This window comes from Pseudomonas sp. AC169, from assembly GCF_979258515.1.
Genome location: NZ_OZ409866.1, coordinates 586,110 through 600,086, shown reverse-complemented (window position 1 = coordinate 600,086; position 13,977 = coordinate 586,110). Strand labels below are relative to the sequence as shown.

The following is a 13,977-nucleotide window of genomic DNA, read 5'->3' as shown; positions in this document are numbered from 1 at the left end:
ATGTGGAAGCGAGCCTGCTCGCGAATGGCTTGACGCCGAATTCAGATCTTAACGACGACCCGCAATCACCGCATCCCGACGACTGCCCGACACCTTGCGGCAGTGCACCAGTGCGTCACGAATCATGAAGTTGACCAGGGTCGGCGAAACGCCCAGCTCCTTGGCGATGTCCTTCTGCGGCACGCCGTGCAGACGGTACATCTCGAACGCGTAACGGGTGCGGCTGGGCAGCTCGGTCAGTGCGTCGGCGATGTGTTCCAGGGTCGAGAAATTGATGTGCGAGGTTTCCGGCGAGGCACCCTGGATGACCACATTCAGCCCTTCCTCTTCAGGGCCGGAATACTTCTGTTCCAGCGCCTGTTTACGGTAGTGATCGATGGCGAGGTTGCGCACGATCTGGAACAGATAACTCAGTTGAGCCTTGATCGACGACGTGATCGGTGGCGCCGATTGCAGTCGGAAAAACGCATCCTGCACCACGTCTTCGGCGCGCGAGCGGCAGCCGGTAATGCGGGCTGCAATCTTGACCAGAATCAGTCGATTGTCGACGAATGCCTGAAGTAGCGGTGAATCGCACCTGCTTGTGGATACTTGTTCCGTCATGGAAATCACCTTGCTGCCAAATAGGTTAGTGGGACGCCTGGGGGACGGGGCCGTCCTACACATCGAGCGACAAATTATGTTGAATGATAATGATTGTCAAATGAGAAGAAGAATTAATGATCCAGATCGGTGCGTTGTGAGAACTGCGACACACCGCCACACCCCAGCCCCATTGGCGATCCAGCCTGCCGACTAATTATTTCAAGACGTCATCCGTTCTCATTGGTGAATGGTTCCGGGCGCACATGCCCGGCCAGACAGCATTCCGTAGCCTTGCGCGGTCGGCACAGACCGCGCCCTGCATGCCCTTCGAGGGGCGTGACGCAGCAACCCGATTCCACTAGCAAGCCGAATTCAGGCAGGAAACCTCATGACCGACGCGTTCGAACTCCCCAGCACCCTGGTCCAAGCCCTCCAGCGCCGCGCGGCCCTGACGCCGGATCGACTGGCCCTGCGTTTTCTTGCCGAAAACCCAGAGCAAGCCGTGGTACTCAGTTATCGCGAGCTGGATGAGCGCGCGCGCACCATTGCCGCCGCGCTGCAAGCCGAGACTGGATTCGGTGACCGCGCGGTGTTGCTGTTTCCGAGCGGCCCGGATTACGTTGCGGCGTTTTTTGGTTGCCTGTACGCCGGCGTGATCGCGGTGCCGGCCTATCCGCCGGAGTCGGCGCGCAGGCACCACCAAGAGCGTTTGCTGTCGATCATCGCCGACGCCGAACCGCGTCTGCTGCTGACCAGCGCCGACCTGCGCGATGCCTTGCAGCAGATCGAGGGCGCGCCACCGCTGCTGTGCGTCGATACCCTCGACAGCACGCTGGCCGAAAACTGGGTCGAGCCGAATCTGCCGCCAGACCACATCGCTTTCCTGCAATACACCTCCGGTTCTACCGCACTGCCCAAAGGCGTGCAGGTCAGCCACGGCAATCTGGTCGCCAACGAACTGCTGATCCGTCACGGTTTTGGCATCGACGTGAACCCGGACGATGTGATCGTCAGTTGGCTGCCGCTGTATCACGACATGGGTTTGATCGGTGGTCTGCTACAGCCGATTTTCAGCGGCGTGCCGTGCATCCTGATGTCACCCGCGTATTTCCTTGGCCGGCCATTGCGCTGGCTGGAAGCGATCAGCGAGTACGGCGGCACCATCAGCGGCGGACCGGACTTTGCCTATCGCTTGTGCAGCGAACGGGTCAGTGAATCGGCGCTGGAGCGCCTCGACCTGAGTCGCTGGCGCGTGGCCTATTCCGGCTCCGAGCCGATCCGCCTCGACACCCTCGAACGCTTCGCCGAAAAGTTCGCGGCGAGCGGTTTCAACGCAGACAGTTTCATGGCCTCGTACGGTCTGGCCGAAGCGACGCTGTTCGTCGCCGGCACCCCGCGCGGCACCGGCATTCCGACACTGCGCGTGGACGATCAGGCGCTGGCACAAAACCGTGCCGAGCCGGGCGAGGGCAGCCCGATCATGAGTTGCGGTATCAGCCAGCCCGAGCATGCGGTGCTGATCGTCGAACCAAACTCCCTCGCAGAACTGGCCGATAACGCCGTCGGCGAAGTCTGGGCCGCCGGCCCGAGCATCGCCCTCGGGTACTGGCGCAATCCCGAGGCCAGCGCCAAGACTTTCGTGCAGCACGCCGGCCGCACCTGGCTGCGTACCGGTGACTTGGGCTTCATGCGCGCAGGCGAGCTATTCATCACCGGTCGCCTGAAAGACATGCTGATCGTGCGCGGCCACAACCTCTATCCGCAGGACATCGAGAAGACTGTCGAGAACGAAGTGGAAGTGGTGCGCAAGGGCCGCGTCGCCGCGTTCGCCGTCAATCAGGATGGCGAGGAGGGCATCGGCATCGCGGCAGAAATAAGCCGCAGCGTGCAGAAAATCCTGCCGCCGCAGGCGTTGATCAAAGCCATACGCCAAGCGGTGGCCGAGGCTTATCAGGAAGCCCCAAGCGTGGTGGTGTTGCTCAACCCGGGCGCGCTGCCGAAAACCTCCAGCGGAAAGTTGCAACGTTCGGCGTGCCGCAATCGTCTGGCCGATGGCAGCCTCGACAGCTACGCAGTATTCCCGACGACGGCATCCGAAAGCCAAGAGGCAATCACCAGCGCATCCGAACTTGAAGCCCTGATCGCGAAAATCTGGGCCGAGCAACTCAACGTCAAACAGGTCAACGCCGACGACCACTTCTTCCTGCTCGGCGGCAACTCGATCGCCGCCACGCAAGTCATCGCCCGAGTCCGCGAAGAGCTCGCTCTCGAGCTGAATCTGCGCCTGCTGTTCGAAGCCCCGACGCTGTCCGCGTTCGCCGCTGCCGTGGCCCAACAACAGCAGGACGGCGGCAGCGCCCAAGGCGCAATCACCGCACTGTCGCGCAGCGAGCCGATGCCGCAATCGCTGGCACAAAACCGTTTGTGGATCACCTGGCAACTCGATCCGCAGAGCAGCGCCTACAACATTCCCGGTGCCCTGCGTTTGCGCGGCGAACTGGACGAAGACGCCTTGCGCGCCAGTTTCCAGCAACTGATCGAGCGCCATGAATCCCTGCGCACCCGCTTCTTCGAGCGCGACGGCGTGGCCCTGCAGCAAGTCGATGCCGCCGCCGAATTCAATTTGCAACTGATCGACATCAGCGATCTGCCGGCGCATGAGCGTGAAGCCCGCGCGCAGCAAATCCGCGAGGACGAAGCACGCACTCAGTTCGACCTGGAAAAAGGCCCGCTGCTGTGGGTGACGCTGGTGCGTCTCGACGACGAAGATCACCAACTGCTGGTGACGCTGCACCACATCATCGCCGATGGCTGGTCGCTGAACGTATTGATCGACGAATTCTCGCGCCTGTACGCCGCCGCTTCGCAAGGTGCGAGCGCCAACCTCGCAGCCCTGCCAAGCCAATACGCCGACTACGGCAGCTGGCAGCGTCAATGGCTGGCGCAAGGCGAGGGCGAGCGGCAACTGGCGTACTGGAAAGCGCAGTTGGGCGACGAACATCCGGCGCTGGAACTGGCCAGCGATTACCCACGGTCGGCCAAGCAAATTCATAGCGCCGCACGCCATACCGTGCGTCTTGGCGCCAGCCTCAGCGATGCGATCCGCAACACGGCGCAAGCGCATCAATCGACGCCGTTCATGCTGCTGCTCTCGGCATTCCAGAGCCTGCTGCATCGCTACAGTGGTCAGCGCGACATCCGCATCGGCGTACCGAACGCCAACCGTCCGCGCCTGGAAACCCAGGGCCTGATCGGCTTCTTCATCAACACCCAAGTACTGCGCGCTGAAATCGATTCGCGCCTGTCATTCGTTGAGCTGCTGACCCAAACCCGCGAAGCCGCACTGGGTGCACAAGCAAATCAGGATCTGCCGTTCGAACAACTCCTCGAAGCGTTCCCGCAGGCCCGCGAACAAGGTTTGTTCCAGGTCATGTTCAACCACCAGCAACGCGACCTGAGTGCGCTCAAACGCCTGCCGGGCCTGCTCGCTGAAGAACTGCCGTGGCACAGTCGCGAAGCCAAGTTCGACCTGCAACTGCATAGCGAAGAAGACCGTAACGGGCGTCTGACCCTGTCGTTCGACTACGCTAGCGAACTGTTCGACGCCGCGACCATCGAGCGTCTGGCCGAGCACTTCAGCAATCTGTTGCGCGAAGTCTGCGAACGCCCGGAGCAAGCCATCGGTGATCTGCAGCTGCTGACCGCCACTGAACACGATCAGCAAAAACACTGGGGCGTTGCGCCATGCACTCCGGCGCAACAATGGCTGCCGGAATTGCTCAACGAACAGGCGCGGCAAACGCCGGAACGCACCGCGCTGGTGTGGGACGGTGGCAGCCTCGACTTCGCCGAACTTCACACCCAGGCCAACCGCCTCGCGCATTACCTGCGTGACAAAGGCGTCGGCCCGGATGTCTGCGTGGCCATCGCCGCCGAACGTTCGCCACAACTGTTGATCGGCCTGCTGGCGATCATCAAGGCCGGCGGTGCTTACGTGCCACTGGACCCGGACTACCCGGCGGATCGTCTGGCGTACATGCTTAGCGACAGCGGCGTCGAACTGCTGCTGACCCAGACCGAATTGCTCGACCGTTTGCCGGCCAGCGACGGCGTCAGTGTCATCGCCATGGACGCCTTACACCTGGAAAACTGGCCGAGCCAGGCGCCGGGTCTGCACCTGCACGGCGACAACCTCGCCTACGTGATTTACACCTCGGGTTCCACTGGCCAGCCGAAAGGCGTCGGCAACACTCACGCCGCTTTGGCCGAACGCCTGCAATGGATGCAGAACGCGTACGCCCTCAATGAAACCGATGTGCTGATGCAAAAGGCCCCAATCAGTTTCGACGTGTCGGTGTGGGAATGCTTCTGGCCGTTGATCACTGGCGCACGCCTGTTGATCGCCGGCCCGGGTGAACACCGCGATCCGCATCGCATCGCGCAACTCGTTCAGGAGTATGGCGTGACCACGCTGCACTTCGTACCGCCGCTGCTGGCGCTGTTCATCGATGAACCGCTGAGCGCCGAATGCACCAGCCTGCGCCGGGTATTCTCCGGTGGTGAAGCGCTGCCCGCTGAACTGCGCAACCGCGTCCTCGCGCAACTGCCAGCGGTGCAACTGCACAACCGTTACGGCCCGACCGAAACCGCGATCAACGTCACCCATTGGCACTGCACCACCGCCGATGGCGAGCGCTCGCCGATTGGTCGTCCGCTGGGCAACGTGATTTGCCGCGTACTCGACGCCGATCTCAATCCAGTGCCGGCCGGTGTGCCGGGTGAACTGTGCGTCAGTGGCATCGGTCTGGCTCGCGGTTACCTCGGTCGGCCATCGTTAACCGCTGAACGCTTTGTGGTCGATCCGCTGGGCGAGCAGGGCGCACGGTTGTACCGCACTGGCGACTGCGCACGCTGGACCGCTGATGGCGTCATCGAATACCTCGGCCGCCTCGATCAGCAGGTCAAACTGCGCGGCTTCCGCGTCGAGCCGGAAGAAATCGAAGCACGTCTGCTCGCCCAGGACGGCGTCGCGCAAGCAGTGGTGCTGGTACGTGAAACGGCTGCCGGCGCGCAGCTGATCGGCTACTTCACCGCGACCGATACGAGCGAAAATGCAGACGAGCAAATCACTCGCCTGAAAAGTGCACTGGCGGCCGAGCTGCCGGAATACATGGTCCCGGCGCAACTGATGCGTCTGGATGAAATGCCCCTGAGCCCCAGCGGCAAACTCGACCGTCGCGCCTTGCCCGAGCCGCAGTGGCAAATACGCGAACACGTCGAACCGGTGACTGAACTGGAACAGCAAATCGCCGCGATCTGGCGCGAAGTTCTCGGTCTGGCGCAAGTCGGCCTGCGCGACGATTTCTTCGCCCTCGGCGGTCACTCGTTGCTGGCCACGCAAATCATCTCGCGCACCCGTCAGGCCTGCGACGTCGAGTTGCCGTTGCGTGCGTTGTTCGAGCACAGCGAACTCGGTGATTTCGCTGAGCAGATTCGTCTGATCCAGGCCAGCGGCCGCACCAATAAACAGCCGCCGATCGACAAGGTCGACCGCAGCCAACCGATTCCGCTGTCGTACTCGCAGCAGCGCATGTGGTTCCTCTGGCAGATGGAGCCGGACAGCCCGGCCTACAACGTCGGCGGCATGGCGCGTCTGCGCGGCGTCCTGCATGTCGAGCGTTTCGAGGCGGCGTTGCAAGCGTTGATCCTGCGTCACGAAACCCTGCGCACCACGTTCCCGAGCGTCGACGGCGTCGCCCGTCAGCAGGTGCATGCCGAAACCGGCGTGCGCATGGGCTGGAAGGATTTCTCAAAACTTGCCGCCGACGTGCGTGAGCAAAAGGTTCAGCAACTGGCCGATGAAGAAGCGCATCTGCCGTTCGACCTGGAAACCGGCCCGCTGCTGCGCGCCTGCTTGGTCAAGACTGCCGAGCACGAGCATTACTTTGTCCTGACTCTGCACCACATCGTCACCGAAGGCTGGGCGATGGACATTTTCGCCCGCGAACTCAGCGCGCTGTACGAAGCGTTTGTCGATGACCGTGATTCGCCGCTTGAGCCGCTGCCGGTGCAGTACCTCGACTACAGCGTCTGGCAGCGCAACTGGCTGGAGTCCGGCGAGCGTCAGCGCCAACTCGACTACTGGACGGCGCAACTCGGCCGTGAACATCCGCTGCTGGAATTGCCGGGCGACCGTCCGCGTCCGCCGGTGCAAAGCCATCAGGGCGAACTGTTCCGTTTCGACCTGAGCGATGACCTCGCCGCGCGGGTTCGTGCGTTCAACGCGCAAAACGGTCTGACCCTGTTCATGACCATGACCGCCGCACTCGCGACATTGCTGTACCGCTACAGCGGCCAGACCGATCTGCGCATCGGCGCGCCAGTGGCCAACCGCATCCGCCCGGAAAGCGAAGGGCTGATCGGTGCGTTCCTCAACACCCAAGTGCTGCGTTGCCAGCTCGACGGCATGATGTCGGTCGGCGAATTGTTCGAGCAGGTGCGTCACACCGTGATCGAAGGCCAGTCGCATCAGGATCTGCCGTTCGATCATCTGGTTGAAGCCCTGCAACCGCCGCGCAGCGCCGCTTACAACCCGCTGTTCCAGGTGATGTGCAACGTGCAGCGCTGGGAATTCCAGCAGAGCCGCATGCTCGCCGGCATGACCGTCGAGTACCTGGCCAACGATGCGCGGGCGACCAAGTTCGACCTCAATCTGGAAGTCACCGACCTCGACCATCGCCTCGGTTGCTGCCTGACTTACAGCACCGATTTGTTCGATGAGCCGACCATCGCGCGCATGGCCAAGCATTGGCGCAACTTGCTTGAAGCATTGATCGCCGATCCGCAACAACGCCTCAGCGAATTGCCACTGCTCGACCAGCCTGAGCAACAGCAACTGCTCGACAATCTCGGCATCGAGCCGGGCGAGCATCGTCTCGACCAGTGCATTCATCACCTGTTCGCCGAACAGGCACTGGCGCGCAAAGACGCACCTGCCCTGACTTTCGCCGGGCAGACTCTGAGCTACGCCGAACTCGACGCCCGCGCCAATCGCTTGGCCTGGGCCTTGCGTGAACGTGGCGTCGGCCCGCAAGTGCGCGTAGGCCTGGCGCTGGAGCGTTCGCTGGAAATGGTCATCGGCCTGCTGGCGATTCTCAAGGCTGGCGGCGCCTATGTGCCGCTGGACCCGGAATACCCGCTCGACCGTCTGCATTACATGATCGAAGACAGCCGCATCGGCCTGCTGCTCAGTGATCGCGCCATGTTCAAAGCCCTCGGCGATCTGCCGCCAAGCGTGGCGCGTTGGTGTTTGGAAGAGGACAGCGCGGCACTCGCCGATTACCCGGCCACTGAATTGCCGTTTATCAGCCTGCCGCAACATCAGGCCTACCTGATTTACACCTCGGGTTCGACCGGCAAGCCGAAAGGCGTGGTGGTCTCTCACGGCGAAATCGCCATGCACTGCCAAGCGGTGATCGAGCGTTTCGGTATGCGCCCCGACGACTGCGAACTGCACTTCTACTCAATCAACTTCGACGCCGCCACCGAGCGTCTGCTGGTGCCGCTGCTCAGTGGCGCGCAAGTGGTATTGCGTGCGCAAGGTCAGTGGGACGCGGAGGAAATCTGCGGCTTGATCCGCACGCACAAAATCAACGTACTCGGTTTCACCCCGAGCTACGGCAGCCAATTGGCGCAGTTCCTCTCGACGCAAAACGAGATCCTCCCGGTACGGATGATCATCACTGGCGGCGAAGCGTTGACCGGTGAACACCTGCAACGGATTCGTGCAGCGTTCAAACCGGCGATGTTCTTCAACGCCTATGGCCCGACGGAAACCGTGGTCATGCCACTGGCCAGTCTGGCGCCGGAGGTGCTGGAAGAGGGCGCCGGCAGCGTGCCGATTGGCAGCGTGATTGGCGCGCGTGTTGCGTACATTCTTGACGCCGATCTGGCGCTGGTGCCGCAAGGCGCGACGGGTGAATTGTTCGTCGGCGGCGCGGGTCTGGCGCAGGCCTATCACGACCGTCCGGGCATCACCGCCGAACGTTTTGTCGCTGACCCGTTTGCCACTGATGGCGGGCGCATGTATCGCACCGGCGACCTGGTGCGCCAGCGTGCCGATGGTTTGGTGGAGTATCTGGGGCGCATCGACCATCAGGTGAAGATCCGTGGTTTCCGTATCGAGCTGGGCGAAATCGAAACGCGCCTGCTTGATCACGATTCGATCCGTGAAGCCGTGGTGCTGGCACTGGATGCACCGAGCGGCAAGCAATTGGTCGGCTACCTCGTCACTGAAGTCGCCGAGCAAAACGAAGCCAGACAGGCTGAATTGCGCGACGCTCTCAAGGCGCACCTCAAGGCGCAACTGCCGGATTACATGGTGCCGACCCACCTGATTCTGCTGGCGAGCATGCCGCTGACCGCCAACGGCAAACTCGACCGCCGCGCCTTGCCGGCGCCGGATCCTGACTTGAATCGTCAGGACTACGTCGCGCCAAGCAACGAACTGGAGCAGACCCTGGCGCAGATCTGGTGCGAGGTGCTCAACGTCGAACAGGTCGGCCTCAACGACAACTTCTTTGAATTGGGCGGCGATTCGATTCTGTCGATTCAAGTGGTCAGCCGCGCACGGCAGCAGGGCATTCATTTCAGCCCGCGTGATCTGTTCCAGCATCAGACTGTGCAGACACTCGCCGCGGTGGCCAGCCGCACCGAACAAGTGACGGCCGAGCAGGGGTTGGTGGTTGGCGAATCGGCGCTGACGCCGATTCAGCACTGGTTCTTCGACACTGAAATTCCTGAGCGTCAGCACTGGAATCAGGCGCTGCTGCTGGAACCGACCTTGACCCTCGAACCGCATCGTCTGGAGCAGGCGTTGTTGGCAGTGATCGAGCAGCATGATGCCCTGCGTCTGCGCTTCACCGAGGCCAGCGGCCAATGGCAGGCGACGCACCAACCCGTTTCCGATGTGGCGGTGTTGTGGCAAGTGCGCGTCACCTCGATGGACAAGTGCGAAGCGCTGTTCGCCGATGCCCAGCGTAGCCTCGACCTTGGGCAAGGCCCGTTGGTGCGTGCTGTGCTGGTCGACGGCCCTGAAGGCCAGCAACGCCTGTTTATCGCGATCCATCACTTGGTGGTCGATGGCGTGTCGTGGCGCGTATTGCTCGACGACCTGCAAACCGTGTATCGCCAACTCGACGCCGAACAAGCAGTAAAACTGCCAGCGAAAACCAGTGCCTTCAAAGACTGGACGGCGCGTTTGCAGGCCTACGCTGGCAGCGAATCCCTGCGCGAAGAACTCGACTGGTGGCAAACCCAGCTGGCCGGTCAGAACGCCGACCTGCCTTGCGAAAACCCGCATGGCGGCCAGCAGAATCGTCACGCGCAAACCGTGAGCGTGCGTCTAGATGCCGAGCACACCCAACAACTGCTGCAACAGGCGCCGGCCGCCTATCGCACTCAGGTCAACGACCTGCTGCTGACGGCATTGGCCCGCGTGCTGTGCCGCTGGAGCGGTCAGCCGTCGGCGCTGATTCAACTGGAAGGGCACGGCCGCGAAACCCTGTTCGACGAGATCGACCTGACCCGCACCGTCGGCTGGTTCACCAGCGCCTATCCATTACGCCTGACCCCGCACAACATCGAAGAGGCCGCCGGGCAGGGCGCTTCGATCAAGGCAATCAAGGAACAACTGCGCGCAGTGCCGCACAAAGGCTTGGGTTATGGCGTGCTGCGTTATCTCGCCGATGACCTCAGTCAGCGCAGCATGGCCGCGCTGCCGCAGGCGCCGATCACCTTCAACTACCTTGGCCAGTTCGACCAGAGCTTCGGCAGCGATGCGCTGTTCCGTCCGCTGGATGAACCGGTCGGTGCCGCCCACGATCCGCAGGCGCCGTTGCCGAACGAGTTGAGCGTCGACAGTCAGGTTTACGGCGGTGAATTGCTGTTGCGCTGGACATTCAGCGCCGAGCGTTACGAGGCGCAGACCATCAACGATCTGGCCGATGCCTACCTCGGCGAGCTGCAAAGCCTGATCGGCCATTGCCTGCAAGACGAAGCCGGTGGTCTGACGCCGTCGGACTTCCCGCTGGCCAGGCTGACTCAGGCGCAACTCGATGCCTTGTCGGTGCCCGCCGCGCACATCGAAGATGTCTACCCGCTGACGCCGATGCAGGAAGGCATGTTGCTGCACACCTTGCTCGAACCGGGCACCGGTCTGTACTACATGCAGGATCGCTACCGTATCAACAGCGAACTCGACGCCGAGCGTTTCGCTCAGGCCTGGCAAGCGGTGATCGCCCGCCACGAAGCGTTGCGTGCGTCGTTCTGCTGGAACGTCGGCGAAGACATGCTGCAAGTGATTCACACGCCGGGTCGCACACCGATCGAGTATCTGGACTGGAGCGCCATCGCCGAAACCGAGCAGGAACCGAAGCTGCAAGCGCTGCTGAAAAACGAGCGCGAGGCCGGTTTCGATCTGCTCAATCAGGCGCCGTTCCACCTGCGTCTGATCAAGGTCGGCGCGGCGCGTTACTGGTTCATGATGAGCAACCACCACATCCTCATCGATGCTTGGTGCCGTTCGCTGCTGATGAACGACTTCTTCGAAATCTACTCGGCCCTCGGTGAGGGTCGCGAAGCGCAACTCGCCGTGCCGCCGCGTTATCGCGATTACATCGCCTGGCTGCAACGTCAAAGCCTCGCCGAAGCGCGGAACTGGTGGCAGCAGAATCTGCGCGGGTTCGAACGCACCACGCTGATTCCGAGTGATCGTCCGTTCCTGCGTGAACACGCCGGTGAAAGCGGCGGCATGATCGTCGGCGACCGCTACACCCGCCTCAATGTCGAGGACGGTGCGCGTCTGCGCGAACTGGCGCAGGCCCATCAATTGACCATCAACACCTTCGCTCAAGCGGCGTGGGCGCTGGTGCTACGCCGTATGAGCGGCGATCGCGATGTACTCTTCGGCGTGACCGTGGCCGGGCGCCCGGTGGACATGCCGGAAATGCAACGCACCGTCGGCCTGTTCATCAACAGCATCGCGCTGCGGGTGAAAATGCCTGAGGACGATCAGCGCAGCAGCGTGCGTCAGTGGCTTAGTGGTCTGCTCGACAGCAACATGCAACTGCGCGAGTACGAATACCTGCCGCTGGTGAACATCCAGGAACAAAGCGAATTACCGAAAGGCCAGCCGCTGTTCGACAGCCTGTTCGTTTTCGAGAATGCCCCGGTGGAAGTCTCGGTACTCGACCGTGCGCAGAGCCTCAACGCGACCTCGGACTCGGGCCGTACGCACACCAACTTCCCGTTGACGGCGGTGTGCTACCCGGGCGATGACCTTGGTCTGCACCTGTCGTATGACCAGCGTTATTTCGACGAATCGACCATCGAGCGCATGCTTGGCGAGTTCAAACGTCTGCTGCTTGCACTGGTCGACGGCTTCCACGGCGACATGGCCGATCTGCCGCTGCTGGGCAGTGAAGAACAGGACTTCCTGCTGCATGGCTGCAACCAGAGTGCCCACGATTATCCGCTGGAGCAGAGCTACGTTGCGCTGTTCGAAGCGCAGGTTGCCGCGCATCCGCAACGTATCGTTGCCAGTTGCCTCGATCAGCAGCAGAGCTATGCCGAACTGAATCAGAACGCCAACCGTCTCGGCCATGCACTGGTCGCCGCTGGTGTGCAAATGGATCAACCGGTGGCATTGCTCGCCGAACGTAATCTCGACCTGCTCGGCATGATCATCGGCAGCTTCAAGGCTGGCGCGGGTTATCTGCCGCTGGATCCGGGCCTGCCGAGTCAGCGTCTGCAACGCATCATCGAACTGAGCCGCACGCCGGTGCTGGTCTGCACTCAGGCGTGCGTTGAACAGGCGCAGACCCTGCTGGATGAATTCAGCTGCGCCAATCGTCCAAAGTTGCTGGTGTGGGAAGCGATTCAAGCGGCAGCGACATCGACGCAGGACCTGGGCATTTACAGCGGCCCGGACAACCTCGCTTACGTGATCTACACCTCGGGTTCGACCGGCCTGCCGAAAGGCGTGATGGTCGAGCAGCGCGGCATGCTCAACAACCAATTGAGCAAGGTACCGTACCTGCATCTGAGCGATGCCGACGTGATCGCCCAGACCGCTTCGCAAAGCTTCGATATTTCGGTCTGGCAGTTCCTTGCCGCACCGCTGTTCGGTGCCCGGGTGGACATCGTGCCGAACACCATCGCCCACGATCCGCAAGGTTTGTTGGTGCATGTGCAAGCGCAGGGCATCACCGTGCTGGAGAGCGTGCCGTCGCTGATTCAGGGCATGCTCGCTTCGGAGCGCCTGAGCCTCGATGGCTTGCGCTGGATGCTGCCGACCGGTGAGGCAATGCCGCCGGAACTGGCGTACCAATGGCTGCTGCGTTACCCGGACATTGGTTTGGTCAACGCCTATGGCCCGGCGGAGTGCTCGGACGACGTGGCGTTCTTCCGAGTCGACATGGCCTCGACGCGCGGCAGTTACTTGCCGATCGGTACGCCGACCGACAACAACTTGCTGTACCTGGTCGACGGCGCGCTGGAGCTGGTGCCGCTGGGCGCGGTGGGTGAGTTGTGTGTTGCCGGGACCGGCGTCGGTCGTGGTTATGTCAGCGATCCGCTGCGTACTGCGCCGGTGTTTGTGCCGAACCCGTTCGGTGCGCCGGGCGAACGTCTGTATCGCACCGGTGACCTCGCGCGCCGTCGCAGTGACGGCGTGTTGGAGTACGTTGGCCGGGTCGACCATCAGGTGAAGATTCGCGGTTACCGCATTGAGCTGGGTGAAATCGAAGCGCGTCTGCATGAACAGCCGGAAGTGCGCGATGGTGCGGTCGGTGTGCAGGAAGGCGTTAACGGCAAACACTTGGTCGGCTACCTCGTCGCTGCTGAAACTGCGCTGAACCCGAACGAACGCCTGGAGCGGATCAAACAACGTCTGCGCGCCGAACTACCGGAATACATGGTGCCGCTGCACTGGTTGTGGCTCGATCAACTGCCGCTCAATGCCAATGGCAAACTGGATCGCAAAGCCTTGCCGGCGCTGGAGATCGGCCAGTTGCAGAGCCAGGATTATCTGGCGCCGCGCAATGATCTTGAGCAGACACTGGCTGACATTTGGGCCGAGGTGTTGAAGGTCGAGCAGGTCGGTGTGCGCGACAACTTCTTCGAACTGGGCGGGCATTCATTGCTGGCCACGCAGATTGCTTCCCGGGTGCAGAAAACCCTGCAACGGGATGTGCCGCTGCGGGCGATGTTCGAGTGCAGCACGGTGGAGGAGCTGGCTGAATACATTGATGGACTGGCGGCGAGTGACATTACCGAGGAGAAGGTTGATCGGTTGAATGACCTGATGGCGGAGCTGGAGGGCCTTTGATTTTC

Annotated in this window: 2 protein-coding genes; one reads left to right on the top strand and one right to left on the bottom strand. The window is 62.1% G+C overall.

Going from position 1 to position 13,977, the window contains the following annotated elements; all coding sequences use genetic code 11:
- Window positions 1-48: 48 nt before the first annotated feature.
- A complete protein-coding gene (locus ACZZ0G_RS02600; RefSeq protein WP_008088195.1) occupies window positions 49-603 on the bottom strand; it encodes an RNA polymerase factor sigma-70 in 555 nt (184 codons plus the stop codon).
- Window positions 604-973: 370 nt separating this feature from the next.
- On the opposite strand from ACZZ0G_RS02600, the gene ACZZ0G_RS02595 reads away from it, so the two are divergent.
- Entirely contained in the window at window positions 974-13,972 is a 12,999-nt protein-coding gene (locus ACZZ0G_RS02595) for a non-ribosomal peptide synthetase (protein ID WP_463555207.1), read from the top strand.
- The last annotated feature ends 5 nt before the right edge of the window (window positions 13,973-13,977 follow it).

Excerpts from the sequence above, each read along its gene's own strand:
- ACZZ0G_RS02600 (WP_008088195.1), bottom strand. The coding sequence starts at position 603 with ATGACGGAACAAGTATCCACAAGCAGGTGCGATTCACCGCTACTTCAG.
- ACZZ0G_RS02595 (WP_463555207.1), top strand. The coding sequence starts at position 974 with ATGACCGACGCGTTCGAACTCCCCAGCACCCTGGTCCAAGCCCTCCAG.